Here is a 22,511-nt window from a genome sequence, read left to right as displayed (position 1 = left end):
CATCCGGCGGCCCGAAGCGGCGCTATGCTGGGCGCATGAGCCGTCTGCTGCGCCGCCTGATCAGCCCGACCCCGCCCGCCACCGTACAGCGCGACACCGTTCGCCTGCGCCTGGAGGATGCCGAGATCGAGGTGCTGCGCGTGCGCGATCCACGTGCGCGCCGCATCAAGCTGAGCGTGGACGAACGCGGCGCACGTTTGACCCTACCACCGCGCGCAAGCCTGGTGATGGGCGAACGCTTCCTGGAACAACACCGCGACTGGCTGGCATTGCAGCTGCGCCAGTACCAGGGCCAGGGCCTGCCGGCGCCGCTGCAGCCCGGCGAAGCCGGTGTGCTGCCACTGCGCGGCGAACTGCTGCCGCTGCGCTGGCAGGAAGGCCGCTACGCGCGGCTGGAGATCGACGCGCACGGCGCCTGCGTGCAGTGGCCGACCCGCGGCGGTGATGCCACCCTGCGCCGCCTGCTGCGCGAGTTCTACGAAGCCCAGACCCGCGCCGACGTCGGCCGCTGGCTGCCGAAGTACCTGCCCACCCTGCCGCGCGCACCCAGCCGCCTGCGTCTGAAGGTGATGTCCTCGCAATGGGGATCGTTGGCCCCGGACGGCAGCATGGCGCTGGACCTAGCGCTGGTGCTGGGCCGCTCGGACGCGTTCGAGTACGTGCTGGTGCACGAACTCTGCCACCTGATCCAGCCCAACCACTCGCCCGCGTTCTGGCACGAAGTGGAACAACGCTTCCCCGCCTGGCGCGAACAGCGCGACTACTTCCAGCTGGAAGGGCGACGCCTGAAGGCGATGCTTCGGCAACTGCTGTAGCGCCAGCGCTACAGCAGTTGCCCACGCATTCTTCCTCTACCCCCGCCTTCGGCGCGCCCCTTCAACAGAAGGGGCTTCACTCAAGACCGCGTGCTGAGCAGTCGAGCAAGCTCGACGCTACAGAAGCGCACACAGCGCGCGACCCGCTTCCGCTCTTGCTCTGCTTTCTCTCTTCCGTGGCTGGACACGCACGGAAACTGTCTGAGGCCGGGCGGGTGAGCCATGCAGGGGCGTTGGCGCCATGGATGGCGCCATCGAGCTTACAGGGGTGAAGGCGCTTTGCTTGCGAAGCACTGCTTCGCAAGCGCCTGAACGCACAGCCGCCAGCGGCTGGGTCGGGCCCCGGAGGGGGACTTGCAGCGACCCCTGCGCAATCCACCCCGCCCGGCCAAGCACGGCTTTACCTTCAGATACCGCCAGCCACGAGGGGCTCAGCCGTTGGCCGAAACCCTCACCCCGCCCGCAGCGCCGCCGCCGCCGCCCACCGCGCCGCCACCCGCGGCGCCGTAATGCACACCGCCTGATCGGTCACCGTCGTCACCGCGCGCTCCAGCAGCTGGATATCCGCCTCATGCTGGCGCGCCACATGCGGATCCTCGAAGAAGATCGCGCGCTGGCAACGCCCCTCCAGCACCCGGTCGGCAATCTGCGCATCACCGCCCATCGGGCCGCTCTGGTAGCGCGTCACCCACGGCGTATCACGCGGCCAGCCCCGGCTCCAGGCCAGCTCGTTCAAACGCTGGCCGGTGGTCCCGGTGGCCACCCGCTCACCGAACCGGGCCAGCACATCGAAGTGCTCATCGGCGAAGGCCAGCATCGCCGGCTTCATCGCATCGTGCGCGATCAGCGCCAGCGTCTGGCCTTCGAACGCATGCAGGTCGTCGGCGCCGGCATCGGCTGCCAGCCCGGCGTGGACGCGCTCCACCTCCACCCAGTCGCGTGCGGTGGCCACGGTCGAAATGAACGGCTTGCCGTGGATCACGCACTGCCGCTTGAGCGCGGTTGCTTCCGGAAACACCGAGGATGGATCGACCGGGTCGATCAGGTAGATCGCGCCATCCAGTGTCCGATCCGGACCCATGCCAACGACTTCGGCGACCAGCTTCATCAGGCCACCCTCGCGTCCGTAGGGATAACGGTGCAGGCCCGCGTACCCGGTCAGGACGCCCTGCCGTTCGATCGCGTCATGGGTACGGCCGACCGCATGCAGCGACACGCCCAGCTCGCGCAGGCCGGCCTCGCTGCTGCGCAGCCAACGGAACAGCGCAGCGCGCGCGTCGTGGTGATGAAGACGGTTGGCAGCCAGGCCGATGCGCATCGAACGCTCCGCAGGTACGGGTGAAGGCGGCAGTGTATGTCGGCATTCCCCCATCTGGATGCTTTTACAACTTTCTTCATTGCCGTCGGCCCGCGCGTCGATAGCGTGGCAGGCAGCGGTACCGCAGCGCGGCCGTTCCTTCCGCCCGCGAGATGAGGATGCCTACCGTGAATGTCGCCGGCTTCCCGGCAGCCATTGCTGTCATGGCCAGCCTGCTGCTGCCTGCCGCGGCCTCCGCCACGGGCTGCAGCACACCGCTGCGCATCGCCTGGCCGTCCGACCGTGCTCCTTTGTCGTCCAGCGAACAGGGCGAAGCCCGGGGGCTTGGCGCGGCGTACCTGAAGCTGCTGGGCGGGCAACGGCCACTGCAGCTGTTGCCCGTGCCGGCCACCAGCGTGGACCGGGACGAGCTGCCGGCCGGCACCCAGGCGCTGCTGGGATGGCCACGCTCGCAACTGCCTTCCGGATGGGTGGTCAGCACGCCCTACCTGCAACTGCCACAGGTGATCGTGCGCCGGGAGGATGCGCCGCCGGTGCTGGGCCTGGAAGATCTGCGTGGACGCACCGTGGCCAGCCCCAGCCGGGTGCCGCTGCAGGGGCTGCTGGCCGAGCAGGCAGCCGGTGCACAGCTGCTGCCACCGGCAGCGCTGGACGATGCACTCCCGCTGCTGGGTACCGGATTGATCGATGCGGTGGTCGCCAACCTCGGCGACGTCGAGGCGGCGTTGCGCCGCTACCAGGGCGATGCACTGCTGATCGCCGCGCCGGCCGGTTTCGATGATGCCCTGGTGCTGGCGACCACCCCCGCCTGCGCCGATGTCATCGCCGGCTTCGAACAGGCGCTGTCGCAGCTGACCGATACCGAACGCGATCAGATCCGCGCGGCCTGGCTGCCGGACCGGCCGCGCAATGCTCCGTCATCGTCGCCCCTGCGCTGGCTGGTGCCGGCCTCGCTGATCCTGCTCGCCCTGGCGCTGGTCCATGCCTTCGGCTACTGGCGGGTCCATCGCGAGAGCGTGCGCCGCCGAGGGGTGGAGCAGCGCCTGCAGGAGGTGACCGCGAACCTGCCGGCGGTGGTCTACCAGGCGCGTCGTTCGGCGGGCGGCCACTACAGCTTTCCGCAGATCGCCGGGGACGTGCAGGCCCTGTTCGGAATCAGCGTGGAGACCGCGCGGATCGATCACCAGCGATTGTTGGCCGCGGTCCACCCGGATGACCGCAACCAGGTGATGGCCTGCGTCGAGATGGCTGCATTGGCGCGTGGCCCGATCGACGTCACCTTCCGCACCCGCTCGCCACAGGGCTGGCGATGGGTGCGCTCGCATGGGCGGCCGTTGTCCTGCGACGACAGCGACGTCGAGTGGAGCGGCTACTGGATCGACGTCAGTGAGGTGCAGTCACGTACCCGCGCGTTGGCCGAAGCGCGCCGCGAGGCCGAGCAGGCGGCACAGGCCAAGGCGCACTTCCTGGCAACGATGAGCCACGAGATCCGCACCCCGATGAGCACGCTGCTGGGCATGCTTGAACGGCTGGCGGGCAGCAGGCTGGAGCCACGCCAGCAGCAGGTGCTGGCCACCGTCGATGATGCCGCGCGGATGCTGCGGCAGATCCTCGACGATGTACTGCACAGCCAACGCCTGGAGGGCGCACCACTGCAGCTGCGGCCCACCGACCTGGCGGCACTGGTGCGCGCGGTGCAGCAGCTGCTGATGCCGGTGGCCGCCAGCCGAGGCCTGCACCTGCAGGTGGTGCTTGATCCGGAGATGCAGCCGGGATCGCTGGCCGATGGCCTGCGCCTGCGCCAGATCCTGTTCAACCTGGCCGGCAACGCGTTGAAGTTCACCCGGCACGGCCACGTGGAACTGCAGGTGCAGGTACTGCAGCAACGTGACTGGGGCCAGCGGCTGCGCCTGAAGGTAAGCGACAGCGGCGTGGGCATCAGCGAAGAGCGCCAGCAGGCGGTGTTCGCTGCCTATACCCAGGCGGAGCGCTCGACCACGCGGCGCTTCGGCGGCAGTGGGCTGGGCCTGGCGATCTGCCGCGAGCTGGCGATCTCGATGGGGGCGGAGCTGCAGCTGCGCAGCTCGCCCGGGAAGGGCACCACGGTGTGGCTGGATCTGGACCTGGATGCCTGTGAGGCACCCGTGGCCGCGCCCGCGGCGGCGGGTGCGGACGAGCGTCCATTGCCGGCGGCGCGCGTGCTGATGGCTGAAGACCATCCCACCAACCTGCATCTGCTGGAGCAGCACCTGTGCGCGCTCGGGCTGCAGGTCCACGCCTGTACCGATGGACGGTCGGCGCTTGAAGCATGGCAGGCGCAGCCGTTCGACCTGGTCATCACCGACTGCCACATGCCGGGCATGGATGGCTTCGCGCTGGCACGGGCGATCCGTGCCGATGCCTGCCCCTCGCGTGCGCAGGTGCCGATCATCGCGCTCACCGCCAGCGTGATGGAAAGCACCCGCGAAGCCTGTCGTGCAGCTGGCATCGACCACTTCCTGGCCAAGCCGGTGGAGCCGCACGCACTGCGGGCACTGTTGGCGGCACTGCTGGTACCGGACTCAGTGGGCCAGTAGCCGCACGATGCTGGCGGCGGCATCGCGGCCTTCGGCCACGGCGGTCACCACCAGGTCAGCACCGCGCACCGCGTCACCACCGGCGAACAGGCGCGGATGCGCGGTCTGGAATGGCAGGCGGTCCTTGCCGCCGGCCACGATGCGTCCGTTGGACTGGCCTTCCACGCCCAGCTCGCCCAGCCACGCCGGCACGCTCGGCGAGAAGCCGAAGGCGATGATCACCACGTCCGCTTCCAGCAGCGATTCACTGCCTTCGATCGGCACGGCGTTCTGGCGGCCGTTGGCATCGGGCTCGCCCAGCCGGGTTTCCACCACGGTCACGCCGATCACTTCATCGTCGGCGCCGGCTTCGATCGACAGCGGCTGCCGGTTGAACAGGAAGCGCACGCCTTCTTCGCGGGCATTGGCCACTTCGCGCGCGCTGCCGGGCATGTTGGCTTCGTCGCGGCGATAGGCACAGGTGACCTTGGCCGCGCCCAGCCGCACCGCGCTGCGCACGCAGTCCATGCCGGTATCGCCGCCACCGAGCACCACCACGCGCTTGCCGTTGAGGTCGGGCAGGGCAATGGTGTCTTCCCAGCCGGCAATCGGCCGACCCTTCGGGTCATCGCCGCCCACAATGCGGCTGTTCTGTACCAGGAACGGCAGGGCCGGCAGCACGCCCTTCAGGTCCTGGCCGTCGAGGCCGCCATCGGTGTAGCGGTAGGCGCCGGTGCCGACGAACACCGCATCGTGGGTCTCCAGCAGCTGCTGCACGCTCAGGTCACGGCCGATCTCGACGCCAAGGCGGAACTGCACGCCCATGCCCTCCAGCACTTCGCGGCGGCGGTGGATCACGTCCTTGTCCAGCTTGAAGCTGGGAATACCGAACTGCAGCAGGCCGCCGATCTGCTCATAGCGGTCGTAGACCACGGCGGCAATGCCAGCGCGGGCGAGGCGATCGGCGCAGGCCAGGCCGGCCGGACCGGCGCCGATCACCGCTACGCTGTGGCCGCTGGGCTGCACCGCGCCCAGATCCGGGCGCCAGCCGCTGGCCAGCGCGGTATCGACGATGTACTTCTCCACCGCACCGATGGTGACCGCGCCGAACTCCTCCAGCGTGCAGCTGCCCTCGCACAGGCGATCCTGCGGGCAGACCCGGCCGCACACTTCCGGCAGCGGGTTGGTGCTGTGGCATAGCGTGGCGGCTTCATGGATGCGGTTCTCCTGCACCAGCTGCAGCCACTGCGGAATGGCGTTGTGCACCGGGCACTTCCAGCTGCAGTAGGGGTTGCCGCAGTCCAGGCAACGGCCGGCCTGGTACTGGGCGTCCTCCTTGCCGAACTTGCCATACAGCTCGCCCCAGTCGCCGGACGTGCGCAGTTCCACCGGAATGCGCTGCGGCATGGTGCGGGGCAGGTCGAGGAACTGGAAGGCGTGCTTGCGGCTCATGGCGGGCTCTGTGGTGTTTTGCGGTTGCCGGCCAGCGGCCGGCACTACGTGATCCTGGGATGCCGGCCAGCGGCCGGCACTACCGTTACGCAGCGCGTCGCAGGGTTTCGGTCAGCGACTCGATGCTGGCGGCCTTCGGTTTGACCAGCCAGAACTTGCCGATGTAGTCGCGGAACTCGTCCAGGATCTGCTGCGCCCAGATGCTGCCGGTCAGCTCGCGATGGCGGCCGATCAGGCGGTGCAGGTGCTGGCGGTAGTTCTCGAAGCCTTCGGCGGAGACGCGATGGATGTCGATCAGTTCGTGGTTGTAGCGGTCGACGAAATCGCGGTCGACGTCCAGCACGTAGGCCAGGCCACCGGTGAAACCGGCACCGAAGTTCAGGCCGACCTTGCCCAGCACCAGCACCACGCCATCAGTCATGTACTCGCAGCAGTGGTCACCGGCGCCTTCCACCACCGCCAGCGCGCCGGAATTGCGCACGGCGAAACGTTCGCCGGCACGACCGGCAGCGAACAGTTCGCCGCCGGTGGCGCCGTACAGGCAGGTGTTGCCGATGATGGCGGTGCTGCGTGCCTCGAAGCGCGCGCCGCGCGGCGGACGCACCACCAGGCGGCCGCCGGCCATGCCCTTGCCGACGTAGTCGTTGGCTTCGCCTTCCACTTCCAGATGCAGGCCGCCGACGTTGAACGCGCCGAAGCTCTGCCCGGCACTGCCGCGGAAGCGCAGTTCCAGCGGTGATTCGGCCATGCCCTGGTTGCCATGCGCGCGTGCCACCGCACCGGCCAGGCGGGTGCCGATGCTGCGGTCGGTGTTGTGGATCAGGAAGCGGTGTTCGCCGCCGCGCTTGTGCTCGATGGCATCGGCCAGCAGGCCATCCATCTGCGTGGCCAGGCTGTCTGGCGATTCGTACAGGCGCTGCGCGGCACAGTGGCTGCCTTCGTAGCGGCTGTCGGCCAGCAGGCGCGACAGGTCCACGCGCACGCCGTCGCGCGGCGCCGCCTCGATCTGCCGCAGCAGGTCGGTGCGGCCCACAATCTCTTCCAGCGAACGCGCGCCCAGGTAGGACAGCCAGCCGCGCACTTCCTCGGCCAGCAGGCGGAAGAAGTTCTCCACGCGCTCGGGCTGGCCGGTGAAGTGGTTCTCGCGCAGGCGCTCATCCTGGGTGGCCACGCCGGTGGCGCAGTTGTTGAGGTGGCAGATGCGCAGGTACTTGCAGCCCAGCACGATCATCGGCGCGGTGCCGAAGCCGAAGCTGTCCGCGCCCAGCAGTGCGGCCTTGACCACGTCCAGGCCGGTCTTCAGGCCGCCATCGGTCTGCAGCAACGTGCGCCCGCGCAGGTCGTTGGCCAGCAGTGCCTGGTGTGCTTCGGCAATGCCCAGTTCCCACGGCACGCCGGCATAGCGGATCGAGCTGACCGGTGACGCGCCGGTGCCGCCATCGTGTCCGGAAATGGTGATCAGGTCGGCGCCGGCCTTGACCACGCCCGCAGCGATCGTGCCGACACCGGCATGGCTGACCAGCTTCACCGACACCAGCGCGGTCGGGTTGACCTGCTTGAGGTCGTAGATCAGCTGCGCCAGGTCTTCGATGGAATAGATGTCGTGATGCGGCGGCGGCGAGATCAGGCCGATGCCCGGCTTGGCATAGCGCAGCCGCGCGATCAGTTCGTTGACTTTATGGCCGGGCAGCTGGCCGCCTTCACCGGGCTTGGCGCCCTGCGCGACCTTGATCTGCAGCACTTCGGCGTTGACCAGGTATTCGGCGGTGACGCCGAAGCGGCCCGAGGCCACCTGCTTGATCTTGCTGCGCCGCGCGGTGCCATAGCGTGCGGGATCTTCGCCGCCTTCGCCGGAATTGCTGCGGCCGCCCAGGCGGTTCATGGCGATGGCCAGCGCTTCATGCGCTTCCGGAGAGAGGGCGCCGAGACTGATGGCGGCAGTGTCGAAGCGCGGGAACAGTTCGCTGGCCGGAGCCACGTCATCCAGCGCTGTCGGCGCAGCGGCCGGTACCAGTTCCAGCAGGTCGCGAAGCGCCGACGGCGGCCGTGCATGCACCGCATCGCAGTACTGCTGCCACGCACGTGGGTCGCCACTGCGCGCCGCGCGCTGCAGGGTGGTCACCACGTCCGGGTTGTACATGTGGTACTCGCCGCCGTGCACGTACTTCAGCAGGCCGCCGACGTCCACGCCCTGCTGTGCATCCCAGGCCTGGGCGCACAGTTCGCGGGCGTCGGCATCCAGCCGCGCGAAGCCGGCGCCACCGATGCGCGAGGCGGTATCGGGGAAGCACAGATCCACGACTTCCGGTTCCAGGCCGATGATCTCGAACAGCTGCGCGCCCCGGTAGCTGGCCACCGTGCAGATGCCCATCTTCGAGATGATCTTGGACAGGCCCTTGTAGACGCCCTTGCGGTAGCGACGGCCGATCTGCGACTGCTCACCGCCCTTGCTGAGCTTGAGGATGCCGCGGCGGCCGAGGTCGAACAGGGTCTGGTAGGCCAGGTACGGATACACCGCGGTGGCACCGAAGCCGAGCAGGCAGGCCATGTGGTGCGGATCGCGTGCGGTGCCGGTTTCGACGATCAGGTTCACGTCGCAACGCAGGCCCAGCCGCGACAGGTGGTGGTGGACGGCACTAGTGGCCAGCAGCGCATGCACCATCGGACGCCCGGCCACCGGGTAGCGGTCGGACAACAGCAGCATCACCATGCCATCGCGCGCGGCCTGTTCGGCTTCGGCGCAGATGCGTTCGATGCCGGCACGCAGGCCCTCGTCCTCGCCGTAGGACAGGTCGAGCAGGCGGTTGGCCTGCACGTACTGGTCCATCTTCAGCAGCTGGCGCAGCTTGCGCTGGCTCAGCACCGGCGAGTTGAGGATGACGTGGTTCACCGTCTCCGGGCCGGCATGGAAGATGTTGGTCTCCCTGCCGAGCTGGGTGGACAGCGACATCGCGCAGTCTTCGCGCAGCGGATCGATCGGCGGGTTGGTGACCTGCGCGAAGGCCTGCCGGAAATAGTCGTACAGCGGACGACTGCGCTGGCTCAGCACCGCCATCGGCGTGTCGTCGCCCATCGAGCCGGTGGCTTCCTGCTCGGTCTCGGCCAAGGGCCGCAGCACCTGCTCCACTTCCTCGCTGCTGAGCTGGTACAGCTTGTGGTAGCTGCGCAGAGTACCTTCGTCGAAGGGCTCTTCCACCAGCGAGGGGTCGATCAGTTCGGTCTGCAGGTAGGTCACGCCCTGCTGCAGCCATTGCTTGTACGGCGCGCGACCGCGGTTGATGCGGTCCACCGCATCGGAATCGAGGAGGTCGCCGCGCTTGAGATCGATGGCGATCATCTCGCCCGGGCCGAGCTTGCCCTTGCGCACCACGCGCTCGGTCGGCACTTCCCACACGCCCGCTTCGGAGGCGACCAGGAAATGGCGGTCGGCAGTCAGCATCCAGCGCGCCGGGCGCAGGCCGTTGCGGTCGAGGGTACATACGGCGTAGCGGCTGTCACAGGCAACGATGCCGGCCGGGCCGTCCCACGGCTCGCTGTTGAGGCCGTGGAATTCGTAGAACGCGGCCAGGTCCGGGTCCTTGAATTCCAGCGACTGCGTAGCCGGCGGCACCAGGATGCGCAGGGCCTGGATCAGCTCCATGCCACCGGCGACCATCAGTTCCAGCATGTTGTCCAGGCTCTGCGAATCGGAGCCATGCATGGAGATGACCGGGTCGAATTCACCGATGTCGAAGCGCGGCGTCTTCCACACCTTGCTGCGCGCCTGGGCCCAGCGCCGGTTGCCTTCGATGGTGTTGATCTCGCCGTTGTGGGCGAGCATGCGGAACGGGTGCGCCAGCGGCCAGCGCGGCAGCGTGTTGGTGGAGAAGCGCTGGTGGAACACGATCGCGCTGGAGGCCAGCTCGCGGCGCTGCAGGTCCGGGAAGAAGCGGCTGAGCTTGTCCGGCAGCACCATGCCCTTGTAGCTGATCGCATCCGGAGTGAGGGTGGTGACGTAGAAGTCGGCGTGTTCGCGCAGCTGCTGTTCGCTGCGGCGACGGGCCAGGAACAGCGCCAGCGCGAAGCCGGCATCGTCCTGGCCGATGCCGGCGTCGACGAACACCTGCTCGATGCGCGGCAGCGTGTCGCGCGCCAGCTGGCCGCAGACGCTGTCATCGGTGGGCACCTCGCGCCAGCCGGCGACCTTGCAGCCGACCGCTTCCACCTGCGCCTGCAGCTGCGCGCGGCAGGCCTGCGCCGCGTCGGCGTCGTGCGGCAGGAACACCAGGCCGGCGGCGAAACGCGCAGCGACCGCGATGCCGGCTTCGCTGGCCAGCAGTTTCAGGAACGCATCGGGGCGGCGCAGCAGCAGGCCGCAGCCATCGCCGGTCAGGCCATCGGCGGCGACACCGCCACGATGGGTCATGCGCGAAAGCGCGGCGATGGCGGTATCAACCAACAGGCGCGATGGTTGATCGTCGAGCTGGGCGACCATGCCAAATCCACAGGCATCGCGCTCGGAACGCGGGTCGTAAAGCCCTTGGCGGTTGCGGGGGGCCATCTCTACCTCGATGCGGAATGAATTGAACGGGGACACTCAAGCCCGCTCAATCCCTGGAGCGCATCGTGAGGCCACCGGATGCCTCGACTAGATCACAGGTTGCTGCAACGCCGCAATACACGGTTGCAGGTGCAACAGAACGCGCCGGCAACCCAGTGCCGGCGCGGGGCCGGACTCAGCCGCAGCGCGCGCCGCTGACGGCGCCCTTGGCGTCCACTTCGATGTTCAGGCGGTCGCCGAGGAACTCCATCGTGGCCACGTCGTTGGGCTTGAGCACGCGCACCTGGTTGGCGCCGGCATCTTCCTGCGCCTGCTTGCCCAGCGCGTCGGTGTAGGTCTGGCCGACCAGGCTCTGCACCTGGCTGGCATCGCAGGTGCCGACCGGCGGAGCCTCGGTGGCCTTGCCGGCTTCGTCGGCCGGCGCCTTGGCGGCTTCGGCGGCCTGCTGGGCGTGGGCCGTGGCCGAATCCTGTTCATCCAGCGCCGGTGCCTGGCAGGCGGTCAGCGCCAGCACGGCCGGCAGCAACAGGGCGGAGAGCGAACGGGCGCGAATCGGGAACGACATCATGACTCCGGAAGGGGTTGTGAAGACCCGAGCATAGCGGCGAACCGGCCCTCACGTGTTTGTCTTGTGTTATCGACAGGATCGCGGCAGGGCGACGGCGACACTGCGGGCATGTCAGCCACCTCAACCCCCGAACGCCAGGCCGCCCGCGCCGCCGGCCTGCGCTATGTCGATGACACCCAGCCGGGCATCAGCCGGCGCCGCGCCGGCAAGGGCTTCAGCTACCGCGATGCCGATGGCCGCGCGCTGCGTGATGCCACCACCCTGCAGCGCATCCGTGCGCTGGCGATTCCGCCGGCCTACACCGCGGTGTGGATCTGCGCCCACGCCAACGGCCACCTGCAGGCCACCGGCCGCGATGCACGCGGACGCAAGCAGTACCGCTACCACGCCGACTGGGCCAAGGAGCGCGACGCCGGCAAGTTCGACCGCATCATCGCCTTTGGCGAGGCCTTGCCCACGCTGCGGCGGCGGTTGTCGCGGGATCTCAAGCGACCTGGGTTTCCGCAGGAAAAGGTGCTGGCCATGGTGGTGGCGCTGTTGGCGGACACCCTGGTTCGGGTCGGCAATGAAACCTATGCACAACAGAACCGTTCGTTCGGACTGACCACGCTCCGCAACCGCCATCTGGAACTGCTGCGCGGCGGCCGGGTGCGCATGCGCTTCCGCGGCAAGTCCGGGCAGCTGCAGGAGGTGACCGTGGGCGACCGCAGGCTGGGACTGCTGGTGCGGCGCCTGCAGCAGCTGCCGGGGCAGGCGCTGTTCCAGTACCGCGATGACGACGGTGCGCTGCAGCCGGTGGATTCCGGCGCGGTGAACGACTACCTGCGCGAGGTGATGGGCGAGGACTTCACTGCCAAGGATTTCCGCACCTGGGGTGGCACGGTGGCGGCGGTGCAGGCGTTTGCCGCCACCGAACTGCCGGAACCGGCCAGCCAGCGTGCCCTGGCCCAGGCGCAGCGCGCGGTGGTGTGCGAGGTGGCGTCGCTGTTGGGAAATACCCCGGCGGTGTGCCGCAAGGCCTACATCGACCCGTGCGTGTTCGCCGGCTGGGAGCGCGGCGAACTGGCGAAGCTGGCCGGCCTGCGTGGGCCGCGGCAGTGGGAACAGGCCACCCTGCGCGTGCTGCGCAGGGCGCGCCGGCTCAGCCGCAGTAGATTGCGGTGATGTTGTTGGTGCGGCCCTTTTCGATGGTCAGGCGGTCGCCGCCTTCGCTGGCCGGCGGCACCCGCGGGCCGTCGTGACGCAGCACCCGTACGTGCAGGCTGTCGCTGTCCACGCGTGCACGGGCCACGGTGGCGTCCGACGCGGCCAGGCCGACTGCGCCGCGCACCATGTCGCTGTGGCACTGGCCGGAAATCACGCCGTCGATAGGCTGCACCTGGGCCATCGGCGTGCTGCTGCAGGCGGCGAGGACGAGACAGACGGCGGCGGTGGCGATGGCATGTTTCATGGAGGCGTTCCTTGTGTGGTTGAGTGCAGCGTGCGACGGCGCACGTGGTGGCGGAATGAATACCGTGCACATCGTGGACACGGTGCGCTCACCGCCGCCGACAGCCTGGGTGGAGACACTGAAGGCGCGGCGGATGCCGCCCCCGGTAGTGCCGGCCGCTGGCCGGCAGCCCCTTTCCCTCCCGAGGAGACCTGCATGGCCACCAGCAAGAAGACCCCCGCCCGCCGCAAGGCCTCGCCCAAGGTGCGCAAAGGCAGCACCGCGGCGAAGACCGTTGCCGACTCCGCTCGCCCGCGTGTGGTGAAGACCGCAACCCGCAAGGCGGCGGCCAGCGATCCCCGCGCCGCCCGCGTTGCGGCCCGGCAGCGGCGCCTGCAGGACCAGGAGAAAGCCAAGGACGTGCGCGCAGCGAAAAAGGCCACAAGGAAGACCGCTACCCAGGCCGGTGCACGCCGGCAACCGGAAGCGATGCCGGCGCAGCAGCTGGCCAAGCCCGGGCATGAACACGAACTGGAGCTGGCGCCGCGTTTCCTTGCACCGGACTACGCCGGCAGCGGCAAGCTGCAGGGCATGCGCGCGATCGTCACCGGTGGCGATTCCGGCATTGGCCGTGCGGTGGCGGTGCTGTTCGCACGCGAAGGCGCCGATGTGGCAGTGCTGCACCTGGACGAGGCCGAAGATGCGGACATCACCCGCCAGCACGTGGAGCGCGAAGGCGGCCGCTGCGTGGTGATCGCTGGTGATGTGCGCGATCCGCGCTTCTGCAACAAGGCGGTCAAGCAGGTGGCCAAGGCGTTCGGCGGCATCGACATCCTGGTCAACAATGCCGCGTTCCAGCTGCATTGCGAGCGGCTGGAAGACCTGGAAGACGCGCACCTGCAGGAGACCCTGCAGACCAACATCGGCGGTTACATCCAGATGGCGCGCGCGGTACTGCCGCATCTGGGCGAGGGCGCCAGCATCATCAACACCGGTTCGGAAACCGGCATTTTCGGCAGCAAGGCGCTGATCGATTACTCGGCCACCAAGGGCGCGATCCATGCCTTCACCAAGGCGTTGGCCAGCCAGCTGCTGCCGCGGGGCATCCGGGTCAACTGCGTGGCGCCGGGGCCGGTGTGGACGCCACTGAACCCGGCCGACAAGCAGGCCGAGGACGTCGCCGAGTTCGGCAGGGACAGCGACATGGGCCGGCCTGCACAGCCCGAAGAGCTGTCACCGGCATATGTGTTCCTGGCCTCGCCGGTCTGTGCGAGTTACATCAGCGGGGTGATCCTGCCGGTGATGGGCGGGCCGCGAGGGTGAACAGCACTACTGCGTGGAGTCTGCTGAACGGGGCTTCGCGCAGGTGTGTGGCGTGTGTCAACGGCTGCGCCGGTGCGGTGGGGTAGGCTGGACTCCCATACCGATCACGTTCAGGGAAAGATCATGCCGGAGATGGATATCAACGCAGCGGCCGATGAAGTCGTCGCCCTGTTGCGGCAGAACGACGCCCGTGGCGCGGCCGCCCGCCTGGAGGCCCTCCACAACGGCCAGAGTGCGGTGGTGCAGGAATCGCTGGATCGCTACATAGCGGCGCGGGGCGCCGCCGAGCTTGAGGCGCTGCGACGGAGCGGTGGCGTATCCGCCACCGACGCGACCACGGTCAACCCGATGCTGGATCGCCTGAGCGACGCGACGCGCCCACCGCGCATGCCCGACGCCGCGGAGACTGCGGGCCTGAGCCAGGCCCAGCAGTACGACGTGTATGGCAGCATCGTGGCCCAGCGCGGCAACGCCGCGGCGAACAATGCGATGGCCACGCAGGATCGCGTGGTGCTGGGGCTGCGCGACGAGAACCGCACCACCGAGGCGCGAGGGCGTGGTGTCTACGACGACCGCATCGTGGTGCTGTGGAAGGATGCGCAGGGCCACGGCCATGTGCGCGAGTTCAACCAGGCCACGACAGAACCGACCGCCCAGTACGACGGACACGCCAAGACCACGCCACGCAGCCCTGGCTTCGGCAACGTGGCACCGCGTACCAAGACCGAGGGTGAGGACGTCAACGGCGACCGGGTCAAGGACCTGGGGCGACTGGGCGAAGGCACCACCGAAATGCGCGCGACCACCCACCCGCGCCACGGCCACGCCGATGAGTTCGCGCTGCGTCCCTCGCAGGACGCGATCACCGCAGGCGCCGGCCGTGTGGAGCGCGACAGCAATGGCGACGGCTGGTTCGATGCGCGCGATACCCAGGGCGTGCAGGACCTCAACGACACCTTCAAGATCCACCGCGGCAGCCGGGCAAACACCGATTCGGCGGGATGCCAGACCATCGGCGGCGGCGAGTACGACGACTTCGTGGCGACGGTACGCGGCACGCCCGGGCAGAACCGCTGGCAGTACGTGCTGACCTCGGTCGCACCGGGGCAGGCACGTGAGCTGGGGCAGGACGCCCCGCTTGCTGCCAATGACGACCCCCGCCAGCTCCAGCATCGCGACCATGCCCTGCAGCAGCAGATCAGTACGCGCCTGCAGGCCTTGGGCGGACGCTACGCCGAGCATGCCGATGCCTACAGCCTGGTGATGCTGCGTGAAGCGAAGGCCGCTGGCATCACCCAGGTCGACCAGATCGTGGCCAGCAACCCCAGCGCGGGTCGTGCAGCCGGTGAGACGCTGTTTCTGGTGCAGGGCAGTCCGGGCGATCCTGCGGCGCTGCGCGCAGGGGTCAATGCAGCCGAGGTGCGCGAAACTTCGGTGGAAACCAGCCTGCGCCAGTTGCAGCAGCAATCACGCGACCAGAGCGCACCTGCGCACGTACCCGCACAGCAGCCCGAAGCCCCTGCGATGGGAGGGCGTTGAACCATGATCCGATCCCAGTTGATGCCGAGTGCCTCGCTGTTGCTGCTGCTGGCATGCAGCGCCTGCGCCCCGGCCGGGGAGCGCACCGCGCCGGCGGCACCCACCGCGAAGTCGGCGACGAAACCTGAGGCTCTGCCTACGCAGACGTTGCCCACTGATCACGGATTGCCCGGGTTGCCGGAAGCCTCCGGCAGCGCCCATCCCGGCGGTCGCTACGCTGCGCTGCCCGAACCTGCCAGGCAGGTGCTGGCGCAGTTGAAGTGCAACGTGGAGGGCGCCAGCAAGGTGCAGGTGCTTTCCACTCCCGCGCAGGATGGCCAGCAGGATTTCATGGTCACCGATCGCAGCGGGCCGCGTTTCCGCTACTGGATGCGGTCGTTCTCCGGCCGTGGCGGTACCACCGGGTATCTGGTGCAGCTGCAGGACTGCCCGGCAACCACCACGGGCATGCGCGCCTACATCGCACAGGGAGCCGCACCGCTGCAGGATGTCACCGCGTCGTTGCTGGCGCAGGCCGAGCTGCCCGACGCGGCGACCATGACGGCTTACCAGGACAAGGGCGCGGGTGATCTGTTCGCCTTCATCGGGGCGCTGGACAAGGTGCCGGTGCTGCGCTGGGTGGCCGAAGCAGACCCCGAACAGCCACTGGCCGTCGATGCGCGCAGCTTCGATCATGGCAATGCCATCCACGGCGGTTTCCTGCGCTGGAACCAGGATCACTTCGAAGTGGCCAGGACCGTACCCGCCGCGCTATGGCCCTGCGATGACAGCCCGTTGCTGCCGTGCAAGGGCGACCCGTTCGTGAGCGGGCGTTGAGGCCGCGCGCGCATAGAAATCGGCAATGCGCGGAATGGACTGCTGTGGATTGGCGCCGACCAGATTGGTCAGCACCACCACCGCCACGCCGCGCTCGGGATACACCACGAAGGCCGAGCGTGCGCCCCCGATGCCGCCCACCTGCAGGTCGGGGCTTTCCTGCAGCACCGGCCAGCCGCCTGCCCATGGTCCAGCACGGCCATCGGTGAGGCGCTCTGTGGTCCACATCCTCTTCCGCGTTGCATCCTGAAGCAGGTGCCCGTCGGTCAGCGCGACCAGCCAACGCGCGGTGTCATCGGCGGTGGTGAGGATGCCACCACCGGCCCACAGTGAAGGTGGAATGTCGTAGAACCAGTGCGACAGGCGCGGCGGTGCATCGGCTGCGTCGGTTGCACGCGGGGCCAGGCTGTACATCGTCGCCACATCCGGGATCAGGTCGTAGCTGTCGCCAAAGGTAGTGCGCGCCATGCGCGCGCTGCTGAACTGGCCGGTGGCGAGGAATCGTTCATAGGGCATGCCCGATTGCTGCGCGATGATCCGCGCCAGCAGCACGTAGTTGGTCTGGTTGTATGCGAAGCGCTGGCCGGAGGCCGCCTCCATCGGCAGCGCGGTGACCGCCGCCCACGCTTGGGTTTCGGTACCACCGCCCAGCAGCCCGCTCGCATCGAGGATGTCGGGCAGTCCCGAGGTATGTGCCAGCAGCTGGCGCACACGCACGTCCTGCCAGGTGGCCGGAAGATCATCCAGGTAACGCGAGGCCGGCGCGTCCAGATCCAGCTGCCCCTGCTGGGCCAGCTGCGCGGCGGCCACGCCGGTGAACGCCTTGGTGGCCGAGTTGAGCGGAAAGCGGGTGTCGCGCGAGGCAAGCACACCGTTCTCGACATTGGCCAGACCGTAGGCCTCGGACAACACGATCTGCCCGTCCTTGACCACCGCAATCTGCAATCCCGGGATGCGCTGCTCCAGCATGATCTGGCGGATCAGCTGGCGGGTCTGGTCGTTGGCCTGATCCTGGCTGGCAGAGACGGCGGCGAAGGGCAGGGCAGTGATGAGCATGAGCACGACTCGAAGCGTTGGGCGGAACATGCGGGATTCCGGCGGGGCGTCGAGGATCGGATGCAGCGGGTGCGTAAAAGGTTTAAGCAGTAGCTGCGCTGCGAGGCAGGTATTGGTTGTGTGCGCGGGGCGTGCCTGCTGCGGCTAGCGGATCTGGGAAGGAGACCTTCCGAACTGCCGCTTGAATGCAGCACTGAAGCTGCTGGTATGGGCGTACCCGGCAAGGCTGGCCGCCACGTCCACTGACACCCGCCGCTGCAGCAGCGCATCGTGTGCCCGTTGCAGGCGCAGTGCACGCAGCCAGGCGGCGATGCTGCTGCCGTGCAGCTGCTGGAAGGTGCTTTGCAGGTCGACGGCGTTGGTACCCAGCCTGCGCGCCATCTGGTTGATGGTCAGGCCATCGGCCTCACCGCTCTGCAGCCATTGCTGCAACTGGTCCACGCAGCGCCGCAGATGCGCGCTGGGGGCAGGCGCGTCGCGTTCGGCGATCACGGATCGAACCACGCTTGCCGCGACCTCCAGCGCAAAGCTCTCGCGCTGCAGGCTGGCCAGCAGAGGCGGCTCCGCCGTTTCCGTCCTGAACAACGCTGCGGCCCGCCGCAGCAACGGCGCTGGCGGTTGCCACGCCTGGTTGCGTGCGTGGCTCAGGCGCAGGCGGGTGAGTCCGGCCGATGCAATGCCATCGAGCTGGCGCGCCAGCCATTCCTGGCTGAGGTGCAAGCTGACCTTGGTTTCTTCGCGCCCGGCCTGCCAATGGCGCTGGAATGCTTCTTCCTCCCGCAGATGGACCAGCATCGCCGGGTTCCTCGCCCGCCGGCTGTCCAGGTCCAGGTGCTGGCTGGCAATGACCACCTCGGCCTGGCCTTTCAGCAGGAAGCTGGCGGTGAGGCCTGCCGGCAGTCGATTGTGGCTGCGACCACCGACCATGTCCTGGCTGCGACTGAGATAGAGCACCAGCCCGCTGTCCATCGACTGCACCTGCTGCCAGCCGGCCAGTACCGGCAGTCTGTCGGGAAGGCCCGATTCAAAGTCGACCCGGCCGCCCAGCGCGTGGGCGGCGCTCATCAGTTCGGCGCAGGAATAGACCTGCATGCAAGGCACCTGCGAATGCTGTCGTGCCTAAATTTTCTTTCGTCGCGCCTAAACTTTCAATGGTATTGCAAATTATTCTCATTTGCGGGGGCTCGCTGCCCCTTTCCCCTGTTCAGCAAGAAGGTCGATGGCGATGGGTCTGGTGATCAACGAGGCGGTGGTGCTGCGTGCCGTCTTCCATGGCGCGGTGGATGCGCACCAGATCCGGTACTGGCTGGACCGCGTGCAGGCGCTGATCGATGCCCACCGTCCCTTCTACTTCGTTGCCAGCACCGCGCCCGGTGCCACCTTCTGCGACGATTACCGTGCCCTGCAGGCGATCTGGTACAAGCAGTACAAGGCCGCCTTCCGGCAGTACTGCCGGGGCCTGGTGCGCATCGCCAGCGATGCCGCCGAGCAGCAGCGGCTGGACACTCCGGCGCTGCATGCGGCCTGGGCCGTGCCGTACTTCGTCACCGCCGATGCCGGCGCGGGCATGCGCTGGATTGGCGAGCACCTGGAGCAGGCCGATGCGCACTGAGCGCGCCGCTGCTTCGCCATTCGGCCTGGGTGTGATCGTCGCGCTGTACATGGCGCATGCCTTGCCCCTGTATTTCTACAACGTGGCGGTGCCGGCCATCCTGCGCAGCCAGGGCGTAGATCTACGCTGGATCGGCATGCTGTCGCTGCTGTACCTGCCGTGGGCGCTGAAGTTCCTGTGGGCGCCGCTGGTGGACCGCTGGCATCTGCCGGCCCTCGGTCGCCGCCGCAGCTGGCTGTGGTTGACTCAGCTGTTGTTGCTGGCCGGGATCCTGGTGCTGGCGTTTACCGGCCTGGATCATGGCCTGGTCGTGTTCGTGCTGGTCGGCATGTGGATCTCGAGCATTGCCGCCACCCAGGACATCGCCATCGACGGCTACACCGTGGAGGCGCTGGCGCCGGCCGAGCACCGGTTGGGCAGCATGGCGCAGAGCGTGGGTGTGGCCCTGGGCAGCATGATCGGTGGCGCCGGTGTGCTGTGGCTGTATGAAACCCGCGGCTGGAGCGTGGCCCTGCTGAGCCTGGCCGCGATGAGCGCACTGACCCTGCTGGCAGTGCAGCGGATCAACGAAACGCCGGCCAGGCCCGACGCGCCGCGGCCGAGCATCCTGCGTGCGCTGCGTCGTCGCGAACTGCGCTGGGCGCTGCTGCTGATCGTGCTGTATCGGTTGGTGGAAGCACCCGCAATGGCGATGATCAACCCGCTGCTGGTCGACCAGCAGTTCAGCCTGACCGAGATCGGATTGCTGATCTCGGTGGGCGGTGCCGGTACCGGCATGCTGGCTGCGGTGGGCACCGCCTGGCTGCTCAAGCAGCGCCGGGCCGAGCAGTTGCTGATGCACGCTGGCTGGTGGCGCACCGTGTTCTATGTACTGCTGGCGTTGATGCTTTACAGCGGTGCGATGGCGACGTCACGGTGGGGCCTGGGCGCGCTGGTGATCGCGCTGCTGGCACTGCGCTATGTGGCGATGACCAGCCTGTATGCCCTGTTCATGCGGGTCAGTTCGCGTGCCCAGGCCGGCACTGATTTCACCCTGCTCGTGTGCTTCGAACTGCTGGTCAATTTCATCGGCGGTGCATTGTCCGGCTTCCTCGCCAAGGGCCTGGGCTACCCCATCTACTACATCGCGCTGGCGGCAGTTTCGGCGCTCGGGTTGCTGCTGTGCCGGCCGCTGATGCGCCGCTTCGCAGCGCCTATCGATTCCCCCTGATACGCAACGAGGACACCATGCGGCATACCGCAGCAACCCTTCCGCTGGCTGTGCTGGCGATGGCCATCAATGGCCAGCTGGCGGCACAGAATGCGTCCGCTACGTCCGGCACCCGGCAACTGGATGCGGTGAGTGTCACCGCCGTGCGAGGCGCACGCAGCGTGGCCGAGATCGCCGGCACCGTGTATGCCATCGAGCGCGAGCAGATTGCCCAGCAGATCACCGCCGGGCGCAGCACCGCCGACATCCTCGGCCAGCTGGTGCCATCGCTGGCGCCGGCCAGCGGAACCACCAGCAACTACGGCATGACCATGCGTGGCCGCAGCGTGCAGGTGATGATCGATGGCGTACCACTGACCGGCGCGCGCGATGGATCGCGCCAGCTCAACAGCATTTCGCCAACCATGATCGAGCGCATCGAGGTGATCTCCGGTGCCACCGCGCTGTATGGCGCCGGTGCCAGTGGCGGCATCATCAACATCATCACCCTTCAGCCCGGTGAGCAGCCGGTGCAGCTGGCCAGCCAGTTCGGCCTGCGCAGTCCCTCGCATCTGTCCAGTGACACGCTGGCCTGGAACGCAGCGCAGACCATGACCGTGCGCGGCGATCAGTTCAGTGGCGCGTTCGGCTTCGCCTATGGCCGGCAGGGCGCATCGCTGGATGCGCATGGCCGCCGCATCGGTCCGGAGATCGCGCAGACCGATCGGCAGGACACCGAGACCCGCGAACTCAATGCGCGCTTCGATTGGACGCTGACGGACAGCCAGCGGTTGAGCGTCGGCGTACGCTGGTTCGACGATCAACAGGACAGTGATCACGGCCCCGACTATGGCCCGCGCCTGGCCGCGCTGTTCAACCCTGCATTCACGCCCAGCCACCAGGCGCTGCCCGGCCTGCAGCTGGAGGCGCAGCCGCGTACCCGGCACCAGGGAGTGAATGCGCAGTACCGCAACCGCGATGTACTGGGCGGGCAGGAACTGAGCGTGGAAGCCTATTACCGCAACGAGCAGGGACGCTGGTTCCCGTCGGTGTCGACCCTGGTGCATCCGGCACTGCGCGGGGGCTTCGCCTATGTGGCGATGCAGTCCAACACCGAAATCGACGTTTGGGGCCTGCGCAGCGCGCTGCACAAGGATTTCCAAGTTGGTGGCCGCAGCCTGCAGCTGTCATACGGTGTGGACCACGAGCGCGAGCAGGACAGCCAGCGCGGACAGATGTATGACATCAACCGCTTCATCGCCAGCAATGGTCTGGATTACCGACCGACAGCGCAGTACGCGATGGGGCCGGACGTGCGCATGGACACCACCGGACTGTTCCTGCAGGCCGACCATTCGCTCGGCGAGCGCTTCAGCGTGCAGGCAGGCGTGCGCCACCAGATCCTGCGCAACCGCGTCGAGGATTCACTTCCCTACACCGAAGCGATCACCGCCGACGCCGTTGCGGGGTACACGCCGCGCCTGCTGCAGGGTGGCCGCGTGCGCCACGCGCAGACCCTGTTCAATGCCGGCGTGGTGTACCGGCTGGACGCATCGCAACAGCTTTTCGCGAACTTCTCGCAGGGATTCAGCCTGCCCGATACGCAGCGCATGCTGCGCGATGTGCCGGCGAGCTTCGTCATCGACAGCCGCAACGTCGGCCCGATCAAGGTCGACAGCTATGAGCTGGGCTGGCGCCGCAGCGATGCCTCGCTGCAGAGCGCAGTGACCGCGTTCTACAACCGCTCGGACAAGACCGTGCAGTTCAACCGTGACTACAGCGTGTCGGTGGCCGATACCGATGAGCGGGTGTGGGGCGTGGAGGCCAACCTGCGTTACACGCCGACCACGCAACTGGAGCTGGGCGCCAGCCTCGCCAGCACCCGGGGCCAGTACCGCGATGCTGCCGGACGTTGGCGTGAGCTCAATGCGTTCCGCGTTTCACCCTTGAAGGCCGGTGTGCATGGGCAGTGGCGCTTTGCCAATGACAGCCTGCTGCGATTGCAGGGACAAGTGGTGGGCGGGACCGATCGTGCCTGGCGCGATGCGCCGCTCGCAGCGATCAGTCCCAGCATTCGCGCTACCCCGGCGGCGAAGATCCACGGCTATGCGGTGTTCGACCTGATCGGCGAAGTACCACTGGCAGGCGGCCGCTTCAGCGCGGGCATCTACAACCTGGCCGATCGTGACTACCGCACGGTCTATGGCCAGCAGGCCGAGGCGACCTACGGAAAGATGTCCAGCCTGCCGGCGGCAGGGCGGACCTTCTCGATCGGGTACCGGGTGGAGTACTGAGCCGG

At 68.1% G+C, this 22,511-nt stretch carries 16 protein-coding genes; 9 read left to right on the top strand and 7 right to left on the bottom strand.

What is annotated here, in order from left to right; translation table 11 throughout:
• The first annotated feature begins 35 nt into the window (after positions 1 to 35).
• Positions 36 to 815: a M48 family metallopeptidase gene (locus AC5O77_RS05610; protein WP_201117758.1), complete on the top strand. Its 780-nt coding sequence runs from the start codon at positions 36 to 38 to the stop codon at positions 813 to 815.
• A 451-nt stretch (positions 816 to 1,266) separates the two neighbouring features.
• Here the strand turns inward: AC5O77_RS05610 and AC5O77_RS05605 are convergent, their stop codons facing one another.
• Positions 1,267 to 2,133, bottom strand: a complete 867-nt coding sequence (locus AC5O77_RS05605; protein WP_478057825.1) for a methylglyoxal synthase — start codon at positions 2,131 to 2,133, stop codon at positions 1,267 to 1,269.
• Between the two features lie 167 nt (positions 2,134 to 2,300).
• Here AC5O77_RS05605 and AC5O77_RS05600 point away from each other — a divergent pair, with 167 nt between their 5' ends.
• Positions 2,301 to 4,709, top strand: coding sequence for an ATP-binding protein (locus tag AC5O77_RS05600; RefSeq protein WP_478057862.1), 2,409 nt, complete (start codon positions 2,301 to 2,303; stop codon positions 4,707 to 4,709).
• Here the strand turns inward: AC5O77_RS05600 and AC5O77_RS05595 are convergent.
• The 3 genes from AC5O77_RS05595 to AC5O77_RS05585 form a co-directional block, all read right to left on the bottom strand.
• The gene (locus tag AC5O77_RS05595) at positions 4,695 to 6,140 is read right to left on the bottom strand and encodes an FAD-dependent oxidoreductase (RefSeq protein ID WP_478057824.1); all 1,446 of its coding nucleotides are present in this window, start codon (positions 6,138 to 6,140) and stop codon (positions 4,695 to 4,697) included. The two genes, AC5O77_RS05600 and AC5O77_RS05595, sit on opposite strands and share 15 nt — an antisense overlap.
• 85 nt (positions 6,141 to 6,225) lie before the next feature.
• Positions 6,226 to 10,680 (bottom strand): glutamate synthase large subunit, encoded by a 4,455-nt coding sequence (gltB, locus tag AC5O77_RS05590; protein WP_478057823.1) that lies wholly within the window; start codon positions 10,678 to 10,680, stop codon positions 6,226 to 6,228.
• A 175-nt stretch (positions 10,681 to 10,855) separates the two neighbouring features.
• On the bottom strand, positions 10,856 to 11,245 hold the full coding sequence (locus AC5O77_RS05585) for an I78 family peptidase inhibitor (protein ID WP_004133799.1): 390 nt from the start codon (positions 11,243 to 11,245) through the stop codon (positions 10,856 to 10,858).
• Positions 11,246 to 11,356: 111 nt separating this feature from the next.
• Between AC5O77_RS05585 and AC5O77_RS05580 the strand changes: the two genes are divergently transcribed.
• Positions 11,357 to 12,412, top strand: a complete 1,056-nt coding sequence (locus AC5O77_RS05580; RefSeq protein WP_478057822.1) for a DNA topoisomerase IB — start codon at positions 11,357 to 11,359, stop codon at positions 12,410 to 12,412.
• On the opposite strand, the gene AC5O77_RS05575 is transcribed toward AC5O77_RS05580, so the two are convergent.
• Complete coding sequence (locus AC5O77_RS05575) at positions 12,390 to 12,698, bottom strand: putative periplasmic lipoprotein (protein ID WP_087921080.1); 309 nt, start codon at positions 12,696 to 12,698, stop codon at positions 12,390 to 12,392. The genes AC5O77_RS05580 and AC5O77_RS05575 overlap by 23 nt on opposite strands.
• Positions 12,699 to 12,893: 195 nt before the next feature.
• On the opposite strand from AC5O77_RS05575, the gene AC5O77_RS05570 reads away from it, so the two are divergent.
• The 3 genes from AC5O77_RS05570 (at position 12,894) to AC5O77_RS05560 (ending at position 16,355) form a co-directional block, all read left to right on the top strand.
• Positions 12,894 to 14,000: an SDR family oxidoreductase gene (locus AC5O77_RS05570; protein WP_478057821.1), complete on the top strand. Its 1,107-nt coding sequence runs from the start codon at positions 12,894 to 12,896 to the stop codon at positions 13,998 to 14,000.
• 123 nt (positions 14,001 to 14,123) lie between these two features.
• Complete coding sequence (locus AC5O77_RS05565; protein WP_494506558.1) at positions 14,124 to 15,539, top strand: XVIPCD domain-containing protein; 1,416 nt, start codon at positions 14,124 to 14,126, stop codon at positions 15,537 to 15,539.
• Positions 15,540 to 15,542: 3 nt separating this feature from the next.
• The gene (locus tag AC5O77_RS05560; protein WP_478057819.1) at positions 15,543 to 16,355 is read left to right on the top strand and encodes a hypothetical protein; all 813 of its coding nucleotides are present in this window, start codon (positions 15,543 to 15,545) and stop codon (positions 16,353 to 16,355) included.
• Here AC5O77_RS05560 and AC5O77_RS05555 read toward each other — a convergent pair.
• Both AC5O77_RS05555 and AC5O77_RS05550 read right to left on the bottom strand, forming a co-directional pair.
• The gene (locus AC5O77_RS05555) at positions 16,290 to 17,411 is read right to left on the bottom strand and encodes a serine hydrolase domain-containing protein (protein ID WP_478057818.1); all 1,122 of its coding nucleotides are present in this window, start codon (positions 17,409 to 17,411) and stop codon (positions 16,290 to 16,292) included. The two genes, AC5O77_RS05560 and AC5O77_RS05555, sit on opposite strands and share 66 nt — an antisense overlap.
• A 144-nt stretch (positions 17,412 to 17,555) precedes the next feature.
• Complete coding sequence (locus AC5O77_RS05550; protein ID WP_065724036.1) at positions 17,556 to 18,503, bottom strand: helix-turn-helix transcriptional regulator; 948 nt, start codon at positions 18,501 to 18,503, stop codon at positions 17,556 to 17,558.
• Positions 18,504 to 18,630: 127 nt separating this feature from the next.
• Between AC5O77_RS05550 and AC5O77_RS05545 the strand changes: the two genes are divergently transcribed.
• Genes AC5O77_RS05545 through AC5O77_RS05535 form a run of 3 tightly spaced genes read left to right on the top strand, consistent with a single transcriptional unit; the run spans position 18,631 to position 22,506 of the window.
• Positions 18,631 to 19,023, top strand: coding sequence for a hypothetical protein (locus AC5O77_RS05545; protein WP_478057817.1), 393 nt, complete (start codon positions 18,631 to 18,633; stop codon positions 19,021 to 19,023).
• Entirely contained in the window at positions 19,013 to 20,233 is a 1,221-nt protein-coding gene (locus AC5O77_RS05540) for an MFS transporter (RefSeq protein ID WP_478057816.1), read from the top strand. Before AC5O77_RS05545 ends, AC5O77_RS05540 begins: the two co-directional genes overlap by 11 nt.
• A 17-nt stretch (positions 20,234 to 20,250) precedes the next feature.
• Positions 20,251 to 22,506, top strand: coding sequence for a TonB-dependent receptor (locus AC5O77_RS05535; protein WP_478057815.1), 2,256 nt, complete (start codon positions 20,251 to 20,253; stop codon positions 22,504 to 22,506).
• The last annotated feature ends 5 nt before the right edge of the window (positions 22,507 to 22,511 follow it).

It is taken from the genome of Stenotrophomonas sp. INTA L402-1, assembly GCF_059295135.1.
This window is presented reverse-complemented; position numbering and strand designations above follow the sequence as displayed.

Coding starts and splice junctions, on each gene's coding strand:
- AC5O77_RS05610 (WP_201117758.1), top strand. CDS start 36: ATGAGCCGTCTGCTGCGCCGCCTGATCAGCCCGACCCCGCCCGCCACC.
- AC5O77_RS05605 (WP_478057825.1), bottom strand. CDS start 2,133: ATGCGCATCGGCCTGGCTGCCAACCGTCTTCATCACCACGACGCGCGC.
- AC5O77_RS05595 (WP_478057824.1), bottom strand. CDS start 6,140: ATGAGCCGCAAGCACGCCTTCCAGTTCCTCGACCTGCCCCGCACCATG.
- gltB (WP_478057823.1), bottom strand. CDS start 10,680: ATGGCCCCCCGCAACCGCCAAGGGCTTTACGACCCGCGTTCCGAGCGC.
- AC5O77_RS05585 (WP_004133799.1), bottom strand. CDS start 11,245: ATGTCGTTCCCGATTCGCGCCCGTTCGCTCTCCGCCCTGTTGCTGCCG.
- AC5O77_RS05580 (WP_478057822.1), top strand. CDS start 11,357: ATGTCAGCCACCTCAACCCCCGAACGCCAGGCCGCCCGCGCCGCCGGC.
- AC5O77_RS05575 (WP_087921080.1), bottom strand. CDS start 12,698: ATGAAACATGCCATCGCCACCGCCGCCGTCTGTCTCGTCCTCGCCGCC.
- AC5O77_RS05570 (WP_478057821.1), top strand. CDS start 12,894: ATGGCCACCAGCAAGAAGACCCCCGCCCGCCGCAAGGCCTCGCCCAAG.
- AC5O77_RS05565 (WP_494506558.1), top strand. CDS start 14,124: ATGCCGGAGATGGATATCAACGCAGCGGCCGATGAAGTCGTCGCCCTG.
- AC5O77_RS05560 (WP_478057819.1), top strand. CDS start 15,543: ATGATCCGATCCCAGTTGATGCCGAGTGCCTCGCTGTTGCTGCTGCTG.
- AC5O77_RS05555 (WP_478057818.1), bottom strand. CDS start 17,411: ATGCTCATCACTGCCCTGCCCTTCGCCGCCGTCTCTGCCAGCCAGGAT.
- AC5O77_RS05550 (WP_065724036.1), bottom strand. CDS start 18,503: ATGCAGGTCTATTCCTGCGCCGAACTGATGAGCGCCGCCCACGCGCTG.
- AC5O77_RS05545 (WP_478057817.1), top strand. CDS start 18,631: ATGGCGATGGGTCTGGTGATCAACGAGGCGGTGGTGCTGCGTGCCGTC.
- AC5O77_RS05540 (WP_478057816.1), top strand. CDS start 19,013: ATGCGCACTGAGCGCGCCGCTGCTTCGCCATTCGGCCTGGGTGTGATC.
- AC5O77_RS05535 (WP_478057815.1), top strand. CDS start 20,251: ATGCGGCATACCGCAGCAACCCTTCCGCTGGCTGTGCTGGCGATGGCC.